Source organism: Polaribacter butkevichii (genome assembly GCF_038024105.1).
GTDB lineage: Bacteria > Bacteroidota > Bacteroidia > Flavobacteriales > Flavobacteriaceae > Polaribacter > Polaribacter butkevichii.
On record NZ_CP150661.1, the window covers coordinates 2,949,380 to 2,969,721 of the forward strand.

7 protein-coding genes are annotated in these 20,342 nt (G+C 33.8%); 4 read left to right on the forward strand and 3 right to left on the reverse strand.

What is annotated here, in order from left to right; genetic code table 11:
- Window positions 1-274 precede the first annotated feature (274 nt).
- The 4 genes from WG951_RS12530 (at window position 275) to WG951_RS12545 (ending at window position 15,083) form a co-directional block, all read left to right on the forward strand.
- On the forward strand, window positions 275-12,721 hold the full coding sequence (locus tag WG951_RS12530; RefSeq protein ID WP_340914350.1) for a T9SS type A sorting domain-containing protein: 12,447 nt from the start codon (window positions 275-277) through the stop codon (window positions 12,719-12,721).
- Between the two features lie 183 nt (window positions 12,722-12,904).
- Window positions 12,905-13,234: a hypothetical protein gene (locus tag WG951_RS12535; RefSeq protein ID WP_105049482.1), complete on the forward strand. Its 330-nt coding sequence runs from the start codon at window positions 12,905-12,907 to the stop codon at window positions 13,232-13,234.
- A gap of 31 nt (window positions 13,235-13,265) precedes the next feature.
- Window positions 13,266-14,771, forward strand: coding sequence for an OmpA family protein (locus WG951_RS12540; RefSeq protein ID WP_340914353.1), 1,506 nt, complete (start codon window positions 13,266-13,268; stop codon window positions 14,769-14,771).
- Window positions 14,772-14,798: 27 nt separating this feature from the next.
- The gene (locus WG951_RS12545; RefSeq protein ID WP_105049481.1) at window positions 14,799-15,083 is read left to right on the forward strand and encodes a hypothetical protein; all 285 of its coding nucleotides are present in this window, start codon (window positions 14,799-14,801) and stop codon (window positions 15,081-15,083) included.
- Between the two features lie 281 nt (window positions 15,084-15,364).
- Here WG951_RS12545 and thrC read toward each other — a convergent pair whose 3' ends face one another.
- The 3 genes from thrC to thrA all read right to left on the reverse strand — a co-directional run bounded on the left by thrC (window position 15,365) and on the right by thrA (window position 20,185).
- Window positions 15,365-16,651, reverse strand: coding sequence for a threonine synthase (gene thrC, locus WG951_RS12550; RefSeq protein ID WP_105049480.1), 1,287 nt, complete (start codon window positions 16,649-16,651; stop codon window positions 15,365-15,367).
- A gap of 92 nt (window positions 16,652-16,743) precedes the next feature.
- Window positions 16,744-17,667, reverse strand: coding sequence for a homoserine kinase (locus WG951_RS12555; protein ID WP_105049479.1), 924 nt, complete (start codon window positions 17,665-17,667; stop codon window positions 16,744-16,746).
- Between the two features lie 79 nt (window positions 17,668-17,746).
- Window positions 17,747-20,185, reverse strand: a complete 2,439-nt coding sequence (thrA, locus tag WG951_RS12560; RefSeq protein ID WP_105049478.1) for a bifunctional aspartate kinase/homoserine dehydrogenase I — start codon at window positions 20,183-20,185, stop codon at window positions 17,747-17,749.
- Window positions 20,186-20,342 lie beyond the last annotated feature (157 nt).

Sequence of the window (20,342 nt, forward strand, 5' to 3'; positions counted from 1 at the left end):
ATAAATAGGGGTCTAAAAGGTGTTTGATATTAATTGGTGTAAGGGAAATTACACGGAAAATAAGTCATTTTAAAACAACAGGGGTACAGGTTAATTGTAATTCTGTGTTCACGTTAAAAGAAGATATAAAGTGGTAGATTAAAATAGTTTTTTTAAGGAGCAGTAATTAAAAATTGAATATGCTTAATAAAAAAAAAGTCTCTTGGAAGCACTTTAATTCATTAAATAAGTTAACAAATTAGTAAAAAGGTATTGGTATTTAATATATTTCATTATGAAAAAAACATTTCAATTTTTATTTTTAAAAAGCAGTCTATTTATCATAGTATGTTTCGCTTTTGTATTTAGTAATGTTAATGCGCAAAGTGGCACGCCAATGACCTTTGGTTCACGAACTGTGTTTAATGTTGGAGGGGCTAGTTCTGATATTGGAGATGTGGCATATTACCAAAATGTAGGAACTTATAATACGGTTAGTTTTGATATGCGTATCACTGCTCTTGGAGCAACTTTAAATGGAAACCCTAACGTTGATATTCCGATAGATTTTGAGAATGGGACAAGTCAAATATTACTTAATAATAGTAATCCTGGGGTAGGTAGTGCAAATGGTACTTATAGCAGTAGTTATGAAGATACTGTTGTAGATTTTAAAATTGAATTTCTAGTATCGGGAACGCCGTCGGCAACAGGTGGTACGCCTATTAAGGTGCTCGTTAATTGGGGATTTAAAGATATAGATAATACTACTACTAATCCTGGGAACGGTGCTGGTACTGAAAAAGTAGAGTACCGCCAAAGTGATGTTGTGAGTTATGAACTATCCAATAATCCGCTCGCAGATCTAGTTGTTGCTACAAACCAAGGTACTTCTATAGATGGTGTTACGGCAGGTAATTTTATAGCAATTTCAGGAACCAACAACCATTCGCCAGCTGATCAAGAAGCTTGGGTTGGGGTAAATCTTGGGTTGAAATCTTCCTTCGAATTTAGTGTAACAGCAAGAAGTGCTGTAACAGGGTATGTCTGGTTTTCTAATCTGGTTTTTGATGATTCTGAAACAACCGTTGTAGATCATCCATGTACCGATGGGGCAATAGTAGGTACACCTACAGCAGGTGACCATGACGGCGATGGTATTAATGATATTTGCGATTTAGATGATGATAACGATGGTGTTTTAGATACTGAAGAATGTGGGACTTTCACGTATTCTGTGCCTGTTGTTACAGAAGGTTTTGAGGCAGCTGGTTTTGTTACCGATGCTGGTGTTGATGACGCTGCTTGTTTATTTAGTCCTAGTTTTAACATACCAAAAGGTGGGGGTGTTAATCTTTTAGATCCTTCAACAATAACAGGTTGGCAACCAACAACGGGTGTTGTAGAGTCTACTAAAGGTTTGCATCCGGTACCATCAGGTAAAGCTGCTGTTTTTAATGCATTTCCAGAATTTATAGGCGATCCTAATAATAATTGTAGGGTACTTAGTACGGATTATAATGGAAATGGTAGGTTTGGAGAAATTGTTTCTATTGGTAACGTATCTATTGTAGAAGGTGTAACCTATTCTGTAGCGGTTTATGCAGCAGAAATTTCAAATACAGATCCTCATGTTAGTTCTTATTCGTTTGAATTTTATAATGCTGGTACAAGTACACCTGCAGGAATACCTAATTTTAGTTTAAATAATATTACACAGGGTAATCAAAATTGGCAGTTAAACGAAACAGATTTTACTGCACCAGCAACAAAAAATATAGATATTGTTTTAGTACAAACTAATCCAGAAGAATTAGGGGCAGATATTGCTTTAGATGCATTTAGTATTTTAAGAGGTATATGTTCTGGAGATACAGATAAAGATGGAGTTTTAAATATTTACGACTTAGATTCAGATAATGATGGTATTTCTGATGTTGCAGAAGCAGGTGGTTTAGATTTAGATAACGATGGTAAGGCAGATGGATCTGTAGGTACTTCTGGTACTACTAAAGGTGTGCCTAATTCTGCTGTAAGTGGAGTTACTCCTATAAATTCTGACGGAGATGCTATTCCAGATTATTTAGACATCGATGCAGATAATGATGGTATTCCAGATAATATAGAAGCACAACCTACAAATGGTTACATTGCACCAAGCGGTATTGGTACTTCTATAACAGATAACAATAACAATGGTATTGATGATTCTTACGAAGATACATCAACAGGAATACTTAAAATAACACCTGTAAATACAGATGGTACTGATACTCCAGATTATTTAGATTCAGATTCAGATAATGATGGTATTCTTGATATTGCTGAAAATGGTGATACTGATAATGTTTTGGCTAATACAGATGTAGATAATGATGGTTTAGACGATAATTTTGATGATAATGATGATTCTTTAAATTCTGGCTTTACAGTAAATGATGGTATAAACCCACCAAATGCAAGTAATTTAGGTGATACTGATAATGATTTATCTTTTGGAGGAGAAGTAGATTATAGAGATAATGTAAATTTTGCAAATACAGATTCAGATAATGATGGTATTTTAGATATAGCAGATGTAGATGATGATAATGATGGTATTTTAGATATAGAAGAACTATGTCCTGATGGCCCTACATATCTTACAGAATCTAAAATAACTCTATTTTTAGATTTAGATGCTTTCGAAACTAGAACTACTTGGACTTTAACAGGACCGTCTGGTTTTGTATCACAAAGTGGTGGTCCTTATACCGATGCAGATGATGTTCTTAATTTAGAATTTATTACAACTGTAGAAGGTCAATATACATTTACTTTAAGAACTTCAAGGGGTGTAACTAGTGATAATACTAATGAAAACGGAACTTCTTTTTATAGATTAGATTATGACGGAGTAGTGCAAGGACAAGGAGACCCTTTTCTTAAAGCTGGTAATATAGGTTCTTCTAATTTATCTTTTACAAGAAGCCTTAGTTTTCCTTTATCTCCTTACGTTTGTTTATCTGCAGATCCAAGTTTAGATTCAGATAATGATGGAATAATAAATTACAGAGATCCAGACTATGCAGCAGAAAATGGCTCTACTATTGTAAATGGTGTTGTTAGTAGTTTAGATAAAGATGGAGATGGTATCCCTAATCATTTAGATTTAGATTCAGACAATGACGGTGTTCCAGATATTGTAGAAGTTGGTGGTACAGATGCAGATGGTAATGGTAAGGTAGATGCCTTAAACCCAGATGGAACCTTAATAAATGATACGGACAACGATGGTTTAGATGATTTATATGATTCTAATAATGGAGGTACAGATCTTACAAATATAGATACCGATAATGATGGCGTACCAAATAGCCAAGATTTAGATGCAGATAATGATGGTATTGCAGATATTGTAGAAGCAGGAGGAGAAGATACAGATGGTAATGGTAAAGTAGATGATTTAAACGCTAACGGTACCTTAATAAATGATACAGACGGCGACGGTATAGATAATCGCTATGATGTTGATAATGGAGGTAGTGGTATAGGTAACCCAGATACAGATGGCGATGGAGTACCAAATAGCCAAGATTTAGATTCAGATAATGATGGTGTTACAGATATTATTGAAGCAGGAGGTACTGATACTGATAATAATGGTGTTGTAGATGGTGTATTTACAGATACAGACGGCGATGGTTTTAATGACGCCGTTGATGGTGATGTAGGACAAGATGGTACATCAGAAAATATTTCAAATGTATTAATTGTTACAGGAGATGATGCTAACAATGATGGTAAACCAGATTCTTACCCAAATACAGATGATACAGATGGAGATGGTCTATTAAATTTATTAGATTTAGATTCAGATAACGATGGTATTCCAGATGTAACAGAAGCAGGAGGAACAGATGCAAACAATGATGGAAGAGCAGATGATGATGATAACAATGCAGACAATACAGGTTCAAATGGTATTCCAACTTCAGCTGGTACAGGTACTATTGTACCAACCAATACAGATGGAGATAGTATTCCAGATTACTTAGATTTAGATTCAGATAACGATGGTATTCCAGATGTTATAGAAGCAGGAGGAACAGATCTTAATAATGATGGTAGAGCAGATGATGATGATAATAATGTAGACAATTCTGGTTCAAATGGTATTCCTACCTCAGCAGGTACAGGTCTTACACCAACAAGTACAGATGCAGATAGTATTCCAGATTACTTAGACTTAGATGCAGATAATGATGGAATTCCAGATAATATAGAAGGACAAACTACAACAGGTTATGTAGCACCTTCAGGAGCAGACACCGATAATGATGGTTTAGATGATGTGTATGATCCAGATTGTACCGGCGCAAATTGTTCTGGTGTAAGCGGAGCAATAATAAACCCTGTAAACTCAGACAATGCCGATACTGCAGATTATATAGATTTAGATGCAGACAATGATGGTATTTTTGATGTTATTGAGTCAGGAAGTGGATTGGCAAATGATGGAAGTGGTGTTGTAACTGGTGTTGTAGGTACTAACGGATTAGTAGATGATATAGAAACAGGCAATTCAGACCAAGGATATACGGATGTAAATGGAGAGTATGACAATACACAAGCAGACAACTTTACAGATACAGATAAGGATGTAAATACCGGTGGAGATGTAGATTATAGAGATGCTCAAGATAATGACAATGATAAAGATGGTGTTCCAGATAGCGTAGATTTAGATGATGACAATGATGGTATCTTAGATACTGATGAAGGCTTTAGTTGTCCTTCTACTTCTTACATAGATTTAGGACAAGCTTTTACAAACACTTCAACAAATACAAATGGAGGAAATGCTTCTGGTAATGTTGCAAATATTTATTCTTTTGGAGGTACAAGTGCTACTTTTAGTTATGAATTAATAAATGCTGCTCAATGGGCAGCGGGTGTTTCTAGCCAAGGACCTACGGTTGGGGTAAATGGGAACTATATAAATGCGCAACCTAGTTTTACTAATTTCCCTACAGGTTCTTTTTATCCTGCAAATGCAGCAACTATTAGTGCTGCAGTGTATAAAATAACTTTTACACAACCGGTATTTAATGTAGAATTTAAATGGGGTGGTTTAGATCATTCTGACAGAACTGATTTTTTAGCCAATTTAAACGGTTCAAATACTGCTTTAACAATTAGCAATAGTACACTAGCTTCGGGAAGCTATATAATTACAGGGCAATCTGTTTTAAGTAACGCTATCGGAGCAAATGCTCCATCTAATGCGGTCTTAATATCTTCTCAAGGTCCTTTAAATGAAATTATTATTGTAGTAGGTAAAGAAAGTGGAGACGATAGTAAAGCTACAACGCAATTATTTGAACTTAAATATTGTGCGGCTTTAGATACGGATAATGATGGTATTCCAAATCATTTAGATTTAGACTCAGATAACGATGGTATTCCAGATGTAACAGAAGCAGGAGGAACAGACGCAAACAATGATGGAAGAGCAGATGATGATGATAACAATGTAGACAATTCTGGTTCAAACGGTATTCCTACCTCAGCAGGTACAGGTCTTACACCAACAAGTACAGATGCAGATAGTATTCCAGATTACTTAGACTTAGATGCAGATAATGATGGTATTCCAGATAATATAGAAGCACAAACTACTTTAGGTTATGTAGCACCTTCAGGAGCAGACACCGATAAGGATGGTTTAGATGATGCGTATGACCCAGATTGTACCGGCGCAAATTGTTCTGGTGTTACCGGAGTTCTTATTGTTCCCGTAAATACAGACGGTGCTGATACTGCAGATTATATAGATTTAGATGCAGATAATGATGGTGTTTTTGATGTTATTGAATCAGGAAGTGGATTAGCAAATGATGGTAATGGTGTTGTAACAGGTACTGTAGGCACTAACGGATTAGTAGATGCTATAGAAACAGGCGATACAGACCAAGGATATACGGATGTAAATGGAGAGTATGACAATACACAAGTAGATAACTTTACAGACACCGATGGAGATGTAAATACTGGAGGCGATGTAGATTATAGAGATGCCGAAAATAACGATAATGACAATGATGGTATTCCAGATAGCGTAGATTTAGATGACGATAATGATGGAATTCCTGATACTGCAGAAAATGGAGTAAATTTTGCAGATGGCGATGAAGATGGCGACGGCATACCAAACTACAAAGACACAACCGATAACGGAAACGGTGGAGATGGAAGTACAACAGACTATACAGATTCTAATAATGATGGAATTCCGGATGTATATGATGCCGATGGCGATGGTGTACCAAATCATTTCGATTTAGATTCAGACAATGATGGAGTTGCAGATATTGTAGAATCAGGAGGAGAAGATACAGATGGTAATGGTAAAGTAGATGACTTAAACGCTAATGGTACCTTAATCAATGATACTGACAACGATGGTTTAGATGATCGTTATGATGTAAATAATGGAGGTAATAGTTTAGCAAATCTAGATACCGATGGCGATGGCGTACCAAATAGCCAAGACTTAGATTCAGACAATGATGGTATTACAGATATCATAGAAGCTGGAGGTTTAGATACCGACGGTAATGGTAAAGTAGACGGTCTTAATGCTAATGGTACTTTAACAGATGATATAGACAGCGATGGATTTAGTGATGCTGTTGATGGAGATGTTGGGCAAGATGGAGTATCAGAAAACACTTCAAGTGTATTAATTGTTACAGGAGATGATGCTAACAATGATGGTAAACCAGATTCTTACCCAAGTACAGATGATACAGATGGAGATGGTCAATTAAACTTATTAGATTTAGATTCAGATAACGATGGTATTCCAGATGTAACAGAAGCAGGAGGAACAGACGCAAACAATGATGGAAAAGCAGATGATGATGATAACAATGCAGATAACACAGGTTCAAATGGTATTCCTACTTCAGCAGGTACAGGTTTAACACCAACAAGTACAGATGGAGATAGTATTCCAGATTACTTAGACTTAGATGCAGATAATGATGGTATTCCAGATAATATAGAAGCACAAACTACTTTAGGTTATGTAGCACCTTCAGGAGCAGATACAGATAATGATGGTTTAGATGATGCGTATGATCCAGATTGTACCGGAATAAATTGTTCTGGTGTTATCGGAGCTCTTATTGTACCTGTAAATACAGACGGTGCTGATACTGCAGATTATATAGATTTAGATTCTGATAACGATGGCATTTTTGATGTTATTGAATCAGGAAGTGGATTGGCAAATGATGGTAATGGTGTTGTAACAGGTACTGTAGGCACTAACGGATTAGTAGATGCTATAGAAACAGGCGATACAGACCAAGGATATACGGATGTAAATGGAGAGTATGACAATACACAAGTAGATAACTTTACAGACACCGATGGAGATGTAAATACTGGAGGCGATGTAGATTATAGAGATGCCGAAAATAACGATAATGATAAAGATGGTATTCCAGATAGCGTAGATTTAGATGACGATAATGATGGAATTCCTGATACTGCAGAAAATGGAGTAAATTTTGCAGATGGCGATGAAGATGGCGACGGCATACCAAACTACAAAGACACAACCGATAACGGAAACGGTGGAGATGGAAGTACAACAGACTATACAGATTCTAATAATGATGGAATTCCGGATGTATATGATGCCGATGGCGATGGTGTACCAAATCATTTCGATTTAGATTCAGACAATGATGGAGTTGCAGATATTGTAGAATCAGGAGGAGAAGATACAGATGGTAATGGTAAAGTAGATGACTTAAACGCTAATGGTACCTTAATCAATGATACTGACAACGATGGTTTAGATGATCGTTATGATGTAAATAATGGAGGTAATAGTTTAGCAAATCTAGATACCGATGGCGATGGCGTACCAAATAGCCAAGACTTAGATTCAGACAATGATGGTATTACAGATATCATAGAAGCTGGAGGTTTAGATACCGACGGTAATGGTAAAGTAGACGGTCTTAATGCTAATGGTACTTTAACAGATGATATAGACAGCGATGGATTTAGTGATGCTGTTGATGGAGATGTTGGGCAAGATGGAGTATCAGAAAACACTTCAAGTGTATTAATTGTTACAGGAGATGATGCTAACAATGATGGTAAACCAGATTCTTACCCAAGTACAGATGATACAGATGGAGATGGTCAATTAAACTTATTAGATTTAGATTCAGATAACGATGGTATTCCAGATGTAACAGAAGCAGGAGGAACAGACGCAAACAATGATGGAAAAGCAGATGATGATGATAACAATGCAGATAACACAGGTTCAAATGGTATTCCTACTTCAGCAGGTACAGGTTTAACACCAACAAGTACAGATGGAGATAGTATTCCAGATTACTTAGACTTAGATGCAGATAATGATGGTATTCCAGATAATATAGAAGCACAAACTACTTTAGGTTATGTAGCACCTTCAGGAGCAGATACAGATAATGATGGTTTAGATGATGCGTATGATCCAGATTGTACCGGAATAAATTGTTCTGGTGTTATCGGAGCTCTTATTGTACCTGTAAATACAGACGGTGCTGATACTGCAGATTATATAGATTTAGATTCTGATAACGATGGCATTTTTGATGTTATTGAATCAGGAAGTGGATTGGCAAATGATGGTAATGGTGTTGTAACAGGTACTGTAGGCACTAACGGATTAGTAGATGCTATAGAAACAGGCGATACAGACCAAGGATATACGGATGTAAATGGAGAATATGACAATACACAAGCAGATAACTTTACAGATACCGATGGTGATGTAAATGCTGGTGGAGATGTAGATTATAGAGATGTACAGGATAATGACAATGATGGTATTCCAGATAGCGTAGATTTAGATGACGATAATGATGGAATTCCTGATACTGCAGAAAACGGAGTAAATTTTGCAGATGGCGATGAAGATGGCGACGGCATACCAAACTACAAAGACACAACCGATAACGGAAACGGTGGAGACGGAAGTACAACGAACTATACAGATTCTAATAACGATGGAATTCCGGATGTATATGATGCCGATGGCGATGGTGTACCAAATCATTTCGATTTAGATTCAGACAATGATGGTATTGCAGATATTGTAGAAGCAGGAGGAGAAGACACAGATGGTAATGGTAAAGTAGATGATTTAAACGCTAATGGTACCTTAATCAATGATACTGACAACGATGGTTTAGATGATCGTTATGATGTAAATAATGGAGGTAACAGTTTAGCAAATCTAGATACCGATGGCGATGGCGTACCAAATAGCCAAGACTTAGATTCAGACAATGATGGTATTACAGATATCGTAGAAGCTGGAGGTTTAGATACCGACGGTAATGGTAAAGTAGACGGTCTTAATGCTAATGGTACTTTAACAGATGATATAGACAGCGATGGATTTAGTGATGCTGTTGATGGAGATGTTGGGCAAGATGGAGTATCAGAAAACACTTCAAGTGTATTAATTATTACAGGAGATGATGCTAACAATGATGGTAAACCAGATTCTTACCCAAGTACAGATGATACAGATGGAGATGGTCAATTAAACTTATTAGATTTAGATTCAGATAACGATGGTATTCCAGATGTAACAGAAGCAGGAGGAACAGACGCAAACAATGATGGAAAAGCAGATGATGATGATAACAATGCAGATAACACAGGTTCAAATGGTATACCTACAACAGCAAATACAGGTCTAACACCAACAAGTACAGATGGAGATAGTATTCCAGATTACTTAGACTTAGATGCAGATAATGATGGAATTCCAGACAATATAGAAGCACAAACTACTTTAGGTTATGTAGCACCTTCAGGAGCAGATACCGATAAGGATGGTTTAGATGATGCATATGATCCTGATTGTACCGGAATAAATTGTTCTGGTGTTATTGGAGCTCTTATTGTACCTGTAAATACAGACGGTGCTGATACTGCAGATTATATAGATTTAGATTCTGATAACGATGGTATTTTTGATGTTATTGAATCAGGAAGTGGATTAGCAAATGATGGTAATGGTGTTGTAACAGGTGTTGTAGGCACTAACGGATTAGTAGATGCAATAGAAACAGGCGATACAGACCAAGGATATACGGATGTAAATGGAGAGTATGACAATACACAAGCAGATAACTTTACAGACACCGATGGAGATGTAATTACTGGAGGAGATGTAGATTATAGAGATGTACCAGATTCAGCAGATGCAATGATTACACAAGTATATCAATTTGGTGCTGATACTGATGCGGTTAAGGAAAGATGGATTGAAATCACCAATATAGGTATAACAGATATCCCTGCAAATACCATTAAAGTACAATTGTACAAAGATAAATCAGGAGATCAAACAGGTATTGCTCCAGATGTTTCTTATACAGTTGGTACCATACTAGAAGCTGGTAATTCTGTTTTATTTAAAAATTCTAGTAATTCAATAATTTTAAATTCAGAAATAGCAGCTGATGCAACAATTGTAATAAATGATGCATTAACAGATATTAATGGAGGTGATGATATTATTACACTTTCAACAGCAGAAGGAAGTTTTTCATGGGAAAATAGATATGATGTAATTTCTAGCATTACAAACAATACGTCGTTTGTAAGAATAGATGAAACCTTAACAACTAATAAAGACTATAAAGCTTCAGAATGGGTAGCTTTTATAGATGATAATATAGCACCTTATCAGGCTGTAAATAATCCTGGTAGCACTGTTGTTATTCCAAGAAGACATCCACAAGATCCTTTAATTTCAGAAATTAAAACATCTAGTACAGAGGCAAATACTTTGTTAGGTTTACATACAATAAATATTACTACTTCAAATTCTAATAGTAATACTTGGACTAACGGTTTTCCAGACAGGTCTCGTTCTGTAGTAATCAATCAAGATTTTGAGCACACAGGTAATCGATTAAGTGCTAGAAAATTAAAGGTAAATACAGCTGTTAATTTAACGGTAACCGATCAGTTATTAGTAGTTACTAATGATCTTATTTTAGATGGTAATATTCGTTTAGCAGGTACTTCGCAATTAGTGCAAACGCATACTGGTGGTAGTACAGTTACAAGTACTTTACCTACTGTTCCTGGTAAATTATTGGTAGAACAAAATTCAGAAATACCTAGTTTATATAGATATGGTTATATGAGTTCTCCTGTTATTTCAAATATAGTTGATTATAAATTCACGGTAAAAGATGTTTTAAAAGATGGTACTACACCATTAGATGCTACCTCTATTATTGGTACTACGTTGGCAAAAGATATTAAGTTTATTCAAGGTTATGATGGAGCTGCTACAGATCCTATTTCATTAGCAGACTATTGGATATATACGTATGCTCCTGGAACTAACGGAAGATCTAATTGGGTACATAAGTACAGATCGGGATCTATATCTCGTGGTGATGGATTCATTTTTAAAGGACCTGGTAGACCGCAGAATTATACTTTTGTAGGTGTACCTAATGATGGAGAATTTGATACTTCTACACCTATAAATGCAGAAGAAGATTATCTAATTGGTAATCCTTTTCCTTCAGCAATGAATGCAAGAAAGTTTATGGAAGATAATGTAGGTTCTATAGAGCAGACACTTTATTTCTGGGATCACCAAAAAAGTGCTAATGGAGAGGGAACCGGAATTGATGGTCATATATTTGGTGGTTATGTAGGTGGTTATGCAACTCTAAACTTAACGATGGGGTTAGCTGCAAATAGTTCACTTCCAAGTAATAATAATAATGGTACTTCTGGTTTAGGAGACGATCCAAGTGTTTATAAAGAGCCAAAGCCTTATATAGCAATAGCACAAGGATTCTTTGTGGAAGGAAATGGAACAGGGGGAAATATTAGCTTTAATAACAGCCAAAGAGCATTTGTTACTGAAGAAGGAGGAGTAAACTCAGAATCTGTATTTTTTAAAGGAAGTAAAAAAAGGAGTGCAGCCAAAACGGCAAGTACTAATAACTTACTGCCTATTATTAAATTAGGGTTTGAATATAAAAATGCTGAAGAATTATTACTTCACCATCAAATAGGAATCTCTTTTCAAGAAACAAATTCATTTGGTTACGATAACGGAGCAGACTCAGAGGCTTATGGAGTTGATGTTACAGATATGTATTGGAAGTTTTCTAATGATGACAAAAAATATGTAATTGCTGGTGTACAATCAATCTCTGATGACTTAGAAGTTCCTTTAGAAATTACAATGGGATATTCTGGTGAAGTAGATATTATGATTGATGAGAAACAAAATATTTCTAGAGATATTTACATTACTGATAAATTATCAGGAACTTCTCATCGTATTACTGACGGAAAAATCACTTTAACATTAGATAAAGGTGTTTATTCAGAACGCTTTGTACTTGCTTTTGTAGAAAATAGTGTACTTGGTTTAGAGGGAGATATTTTATCTAATACTACTCGTATTTATGCAGATAATAAAAATCATAGTATTGTGGTTTCTAAAGATTTAGATGTAATCCTTAACAAGGTAGAGTTGTTTGATATTCTTGGTAAAGAAGTAAGTTTCTGGAATATTAAAGAACAGAAAACATCTTACCAATTAGACATTAAAAAACACATACCAACTGGTGTATACATTGTAAAAATAAATACTGATAAGGGTACAATTAATAAAAAAGTTGTTATAGAATAACAACTTTTTTATTAAGTAAACAGAAAGTATTACCTATAAGGCTATATTAGAAAAGATTAATTAGAAAGACTTTTTTAGAAAATTTTTCCTTTTTAATTGTAATTTTTAGTGGCATCCCCATAAAACTAAACTCTTTTCTAATAAGTCTTTTTAAAAAAATAAAATACAAAAAAATTGATAAAGATGATTGCACTACAATTAGGAGGGCCACCAACAATTGGTCCACCATCACCTCCGGGACTACCTATTGATTCAGGAGTAATTATATTACTGATTATTGCCATTATTTATGGAATACTACTTATTAGAGCAAAATCAAGTAAATACCATTTAAAAAGTTGCCCTATCTGTAATTCAAAAAAAATTAATCGATTACATAAAAGTTCTTTTTATAAAGGAATACCAATTCTTTCTAAAAAATATGCTTGTAATGATTGTGAAAATTTATTTGAGATACTAATGTTCTCTAAAGAAAAACGTAAAGTTCTTTTTACAATTCAAGATAATAAATAAATTGAATTTGAACTTATATAAAACAAAACAGATGAGAAATATTTTATTTATTCTATTTAGTACTATTATTATTGCTCAATCTTTTGGTCAATCTAATGATGGCAAAATTATTCACAAAGATAGTACAGATGTAAAAGTTACAGATGTTATTAAAGAGAGTAACACATGGGCTATTGGAGGTGGATTTAGTAATTTTATTATGCATGGAGATTTACGCTCTATTGGTACCAGTGATGATACTAATTATTGGAATTTTGGAGGGTATGTTTATGTAGATAAAATGTTTAATCCAATATTAGGATTAGAATTTAAAGCTACCTACAACAAAATGTCTGGTGGAGCTCAATATTTTTCTAACACATACAGTCTTGCTTACGTACCAAATGGTGTTATTAGAGACAACATGAAATTTGAAGGGAGCGCTTATGGTGCAGAATTAAACTTAATTGTAAGTTTTTCTAACCTTTATAGAAGAGACACAAGAAATTGGAATATTTCTGGATACTTTGGTGTTGGATACCACCAATACGATTCTGCTTTATTTGATAGATTAGCAGATGGTTCTTACGTAAAAATCTCTGATGCAGATTTTGGATATAACCCAGCCAGAAATAGTGTAAGTGAAGCAAGTTCTATCTATTTATCTACACAATTAGGTATTAAAAGAAGAATAAGCAGACGCTTAGATGTTGAGTTTAGAACAGGAATGTACTTTAATAATGAAGATCATTTAGACGCAGCAATTTCTGACAAACAAAACTGGGAAAACTTTTTTGTTACTAGTTTAGGGGTTGTTTTAAAATTAGGAAAGAAAAAAGAATACATCATTTGGGCTAAAGATCCAGTTCCTGGAGATCAATTTAAAATTATTGACACAGATAATGACGGTGTAATGGATCAATTAGATGTAGAACCAAACACCCCTAAAGGTGCAATGGTTTATGGTAATGGTCAAGCTGTAGATGCAGATAAAGACGGATTACCAGATTATAAAGATAAATGTCCTTTAGAGTATGGTCCTGTTTCAAATGAAGGTTGTCCTTTAAACGAAGATTCAGACGGAGATGGTGTAATGGATGCAAAAGATTTATGTCCAAATACTCCTGGTCCTGTAGAAAACAGAGGTTGTCCTAAGCAAGAAGCCGTACCTCCAGTTAATATTACGCAACAAATTGGATTATTAGCAACTAGTATTTATTTTGATACCAATAGCGATAAAATTAAATTAATTTCTTACAGTACTATTGATCAAATTATTATGTTAATGAAAAAAATACCAGATGTTAAATTTGTTATTGAAGGTCATACTGATGATAGAAATAGTGATAAATACAACTTGTACTTATCTCAAAGAAGAGCAGAAAGTGTAAGAAAATACATGATTAAGCAAGGTATTGCTAATGACAGATTAACGCCTAAAGGTTATGGTGAATCTAGACCTAAATTCTCTAACGCTAATGCAGGCGGAAGACAATTAAACAGAAGGGTTGAAATTAAACCAATTGATGCAATTGGACCTGTAGAAACTATTGATTGAATCAAGTTAAAACTTTAATGATAGTTTATGGTCTCATGTTTAAAAAGAAAAAAAAGATTATTTAATAAAGAAGATTGGTTTTCTAGAAGAGAGTCTCGCTCATCTTTAGCTGAAGATTTAATTAAAAGAAAACTGATTCTTCAAATGACAAAGAAAGAGGTCTTACAGTTTTTAGGAGATGAATTTAATGATGTAAATTCTAATGTTTGGACTTTTTACCTTGGTAAAAAATATGTAATCAATTTTAAAGAGCGTAAACTGAATATCATTTTTGGTGATAAAGGAAAAGTAAAACAGGTATTAATTAAATAGAGATTTGGCTTAAAACAAGTAGGTATTTTTAAAATAATAGTTAAAATTAGAAGGTTTAGAGATGGTAAATTTAATAATTCTTAAAAGCGAAGTTTCTGGGAATATTGAAACAATATTATTTTTTGTAATCTTGTTTACCATATTGTTTTTATATCAGAAAGTATATTATAAAAATAAGTGAGTTGTACTTTTACTGGGTTTAAAAGATATATTATTAACGAAAAAAAGTCCTAACAATTTAAATTGTTAGGACTTTTTACTTTTTATAAAAGTTAGGTTTCTTATTTTTTTAGTAAGAAATCCTTTAAATCTTGATAAGTTGATGCTTTAAAAGCTACTTTTTTATTATTGATTACCTTTTTAATCTGTGCTGGTATTTCTACTTTAACTGGTAAAGTTTCTTCTACAACATCTAGGAATTTTACGGGATGTGCAGTTTCAAGAAAAACTCCGAATTCATTTTCTTTTAATCCATGTTTTTTTAAACCTAAATAACCAACAGCTCCATGAGGATCTGCAACATAACCAGAATTGTTATAAATTTCTTTCATGGTAGCACGAGTTTCATCATCAGAAAAACTATACGAAGAAAAAGCACTTTTAAGGGCTTCTAAGTCATTATTAAATAATTCTTGTATTCTGATAAAGTTACTTGGGTTACCAACATCCATAGCGTTAGAAATAGTTGCTTTAGATGGTTTTGGTTTGTAAACTCCGTCTATTAAATAATTAGGTACGGTATCATTTACGTTTGTAGATGCTATAAAGTGTTTAATAGGTAAACCTAATTTTTGAGCCATAATTCCTGCACAAATATTTCCGAAATTTCCACTTGGTACAGAAAAGATTAAATCTTTATGTTTTTTGTGTAATTCTTTATAAGCAAAGAAAAAGTAAAACATTTGTGGTAACCAACGCGCAACATTTATAGAGTTGGCAGAGGTTAATGTTTTTGTAATTTCTTCATCTAAAAAAGCAGTTTTTACCATGTCTTGACAATCGTCAAAAACGCCATCAACTTCTAGTGCAGTAATATTCTGACCTAAAGTTGTTAATTGTTTTTCTTGAATATCACTTACTTTTCCAGACGGATATAAAATAACAACATTTACGCCTTTTGCACCTAAAAATCCGTTAGCAACGGCGCCACCAGTGTCTCCAGAAGTTGCTACTAAAACAGTAACTTCTTCGTCATTATCTTTATTGAAATATTCTAAACATTGTGCCATAAATTTAGCACCAACATCTTTAAAGGCCATGGTTGGCCCATGAAACAGTTCTAAAGAAGCAATATTATCATCAACCTTTACCAAAGGAAAATCGAAAGAAACTGTTTTTGCAACAATATCTTTTAACTTTTCAGCAGGAATTTCATCACCTACAAACTGTTTTATTACTTCATACGCAATTTCATGATTTGTGTAATCAGAAATGTTTTCAATAAAGTCTTTTGAAAGTTGTTGAATGTTGTCTGGAAAATAAATTCCTCTATCTTTTGCTAAGCCTTCTACAACTGCATTTTTAAAAGTTGATATTGGCGACTTATGATGTAGACTGTAATAGTTCATTTTTGTTGATTTTGTCTGTCATTGCGAGAGAAACGAAGCAATCTGTTTGTTAGAAAGAGATTACTTCAGTCATTCTTCCTTTGTAATGACGATTATTCTAATATTTTTATTCCTTCGTGATTCACTTTCGAAATAAACATTTCAAAGTCAATACCTGTGTTTTTATAACTTTCTTCGATGCTTTTATAAACCTCGTTGGCAATTTTATCCCCTTTACAAAGCGCAAAAATTGTTGGACCAGAACCACTAATTCCCGCACCTAAAGCACCTGCTTTTGTTGCTGCGTTTTTAACATCGTCAAAAAACGGAATTAATTTTTTTCTATGAGGCTCTACAATAATGTCTACCAAAGAATTACTGATTAAATTATAGTTATCTGAATATAAACCGCTAATTAAACCACCAACATTTGCCCATTGCGTAACAGCGTCTTTCAAAGCTATTTCTGTAGGTAAAACTTCTCTAGCATCTTTAGTTTTTACTTCTACCTGCGGATGAATGGCCACAACTCTTAATTCACTAGGAACTGGTAATTTTATAATTTCTAAAGGACTGTAGCTTCTCACTAAAACAAAACCACCATATATAGCTGCAGAAACATTGTCTGCAATTGGAGTTCCGCAAGCAACTTCTTCACCAAACATGGCAAATTTAGTTAGCTCTAAGTCCGAATAAATGTTCCCTAATAACTGATTTGCACCAAAAGCAGCACCTGCAGCACTAGCGGCAGAACTTCCTAATCCACTTCCTGGAGAAAAGCCTTTGTGAATTGTTAATTCAATTCCAAAATCTGCATTTGCTTCATTCAGTATTTTTTTAACAACAGCACTTGCCGCGTTTTCATCAACATCATAGGTTAAATTTGCGCCTGTAATATTTGTTATTTTAACGCCTTTTTCAGTTGTTTTTGTAAAGGTCATTTCATCTCCAATTTCGTCAACAGCAAAACCTAGAGAATCGAATCCGCAGGAAACATTAGCAACAGTAGCGGGAGCAAAAATTTTTAAATAATCCATATTTTTTAGTTTGCAGTTTTTAGCCTCAGGTTTCAGTCAGTTGCTAACTGAAAACTGCTACTGCCAACTGAATGCTTTTTTATTTATTTGCTATTCTAATTACATCAGCAAAAATACCAGAAGCAGTAACATCTGCACCAGCACCAGCACCTTTTATAATTAAAGGGTTTTCTGGATATCTGTCTGTAAAGAATAATACAATATTATCACTTCCTTCTAAATTATAAAAAGGATGATCTGATGGAATGTGTTGTAAACCAACATTTGCTTTTCCGTCAGCAAATTCTGCAACATATTTTAAGCGACAATCTTTGTCATTTGCTTCTTTAAATATATTTTGAAAATGTGCTTCGTTTTTAGTTAATGAAGCGTAAAAATCATCATTGTTAGTTGTTTTTAAGCTTTCTTCAGGTAAAAAGGCATTTTTTGCAATGTCTTCTAATTCCATTTTATAACCACTTTCTCTAGCTAAAATTAAAATTTTACGAGCAACATCAACACCGCTTAAATCAATTTTTGGATCTGGTTCTGTATAACCTTCTTTTTGAGCTGCAGCAACCACATCATGAAACGTTGAATCTGCATTAAAGTTATTAAACACAAAATTTAAACTTCCAGACAAAACCGCTTGAATTTTATTGACGCTGTCGCCAGAGTTTACTAAATTCTTTAAAGTATCTATAATTGGTAGACCTGCACCAACGTTTGTTTCAAATAAGAAAGAAGCATTGTATTTTCTAGAAACTTGTTTTAAAGTTTTATAATTATCAAAACTAGAAGCACATGCAATTTTGTTACAAGTTACTACAGAAATACTATCGCGTAAATATTTTTCATAGATTTCTGATACTTGCTGGTTTGCAGTATTGTCTATAAAAACACTATTAATATGATTACTTTCTTTTACTTTTTTATGAAAACTGTCTAAAGTTGTTGGTTCTCCGTTTTCTAATGCTTCTTTCCAGTTATCTAGATCGATACCATTATCATCAAAAAACATTTTTCTAGAATTGGCAATTCCAATAACTTTAATACTTAATTTTAAGTTTTCTCTTAAAAATTTCTTTTGTTGATGAATTTGTGCCAAAAAGCGCTCACCAACATTACCAACACCTGTTACAAATAAGTTTAATTGTTTTGTTTTTTCTTCAAAAAATTGCTCGTGTAGGGTGTTTAATGCCTTTTTTGCATCGTATTTATTAATAACTGCAGAGATATTTTTTTCTGATGAACCTTGAGCAATTGCTCTAACATTTACATTATTTCTACCTAAGGCGCTAAACATTTGTCCGCTTAAACCTTGGTAATTTTTCATGCTCTCTCCAACAACAGCTATAATTGCCAAATTATTTTCTACAATAATTGGTTTTATTTTTTTCTTATCTATTTCTATGCTAAAAGTTTCATCTAAAAGCTCTTTTGCTTTTGCAGCATCGTTTTCATAAACACCAACACAAATTGAGTGTTCTGATGAAGCTTGAGTAATAAAAACAACATTTATTTTTGCTACAGAAAGTGTTTCGAACAAACGCTTAGAAAAACCAGGAATACCAATCATTCCACCACCTTCTAAAGTGATTAAACTAATATCTTCTATATGCGAAATTCCTTTTACTTCATTTCCGTTTTTAGGATGTTTACAGATTAAGGTTCCGGCACTTTCTGGTTCAAATGTATTTTTAATTCTGATAGGAATTTCTTTTCTTAAGGCAGGCTGTATGGTTGGCGGATACAAAACTTTTGCTCCAAAATGAGATAGTTCCATTGCTTCTTCGTAAGAAATTTCTGAAATTGGATATGCTTGTTTTACAACTCTAGGGTTTGCAGTAAACATACCACTAACATCTGTCCATATTTGTAATTCATCCGCATTTAAAGCGGCAGCATAAATAGCAGCAGTAAAATCAGAACCACCTCTTCCTAATGTAGTTGTTTCATTAAAAACATTAGAAGAAATAAAGCCACCTAAAACAGTAACCTGATGATTGTTTTCTTCAAAGAATGAAACAATATTTTTATTTGTAACTTTAAAGTTAACTTGTGCATTTAAAAATTCGTCATTAGTAATTACTAAATCTCTACTTTCTTTATGTGTTGCATCAAATAACTCCTTAGCAGCATTTGCTATGATGTAAGAAGAAAGTCTTTCGCCAAAACTAGAAACTTTTGCCAACGTTTTGTCAGACAATTCTTGTAATAAAAAGATTCCTTCATAAATAGAGGTTAGTCTATTAAATAATAAGGTAACTTCTTCAGAAACTTCTTGTTTGTTTTTAATAACTAAATCATCAATAACATTAAAATGCAATTCTTTAAGGCTATTAATAATTTGTTTTGCAGAATCAATATTGTTTAAAGCTAAATTAGCACCTGCTAAAAGATTGTTGGTTGTTTTGCCAAAAGCAGAAACTACTACTGCAACTTTTTGGTTTTTAGACGCTTCCTTAACAATAGCTAAGACCTTTTGTATGTTTTCTGTGTTTGCGACAGATGAGCCGCCAAATTTTAATACTTTCATTTCTAATGAATAGTTTGAGTAATTTAATATTTTATTGAGTTTGTTTCGTTGTTATTCGAAACAATATATAACCTGTGGTGATATGAATATAGTAGAACCCCTAAAGGGTAATTGTTGTAGTTGTGCGGATAATTGTGCGCATAGAAGTATAAACTAC

Coding starts and splice junctions, on each gene's coding strand:
- thrA (WP_105049478.1), bottom strand. CDS start 20,185: ATGAAAGTATTAAAATTTGGCGGCTCATCTGTCGCAAACACAGAAAAC.
- WG951_RS12555 (WP_105049479.1), bottom strand. CDS start 17,667: ATGGATTATTTAAAAATTTTTGCTCCCGCTACTGTTGCTAATGTTTCC.
- WG951_RS12530 (WP_340914350.1), top strand. CDS start 275: ATGAAAAAAACATTTCAATTTTTATTTTTAAAAAGCAGTCTATTTATC.
- thrC (WP_105049480.1), bottom strand. CDS start 16,651: ATGAACTATTACAGTCTACATCATAAGTCGCCAATATCAACTTTTAAA.
- WG951_RS12535 (WP_105049482.1), top strand. CDS start 12,905: ATGATTGCACTACAATTAGGAGGGCCACCAACAATTGGTCCACCATCA.
- WG951_RS12540 (WP_340914353.1), top strand. CDS start 13,266: ATGAGAAATATTTTATTTATTCTATTTAGTACTATTATTATTGCTCAA.
- WG951_RS12545 (WP_105049481.1), top strand. CDS start 14,799: ATGGTCTCATGTTTAAAAAGAAAAAAAAGATTATTTAATAAAGAAGAT.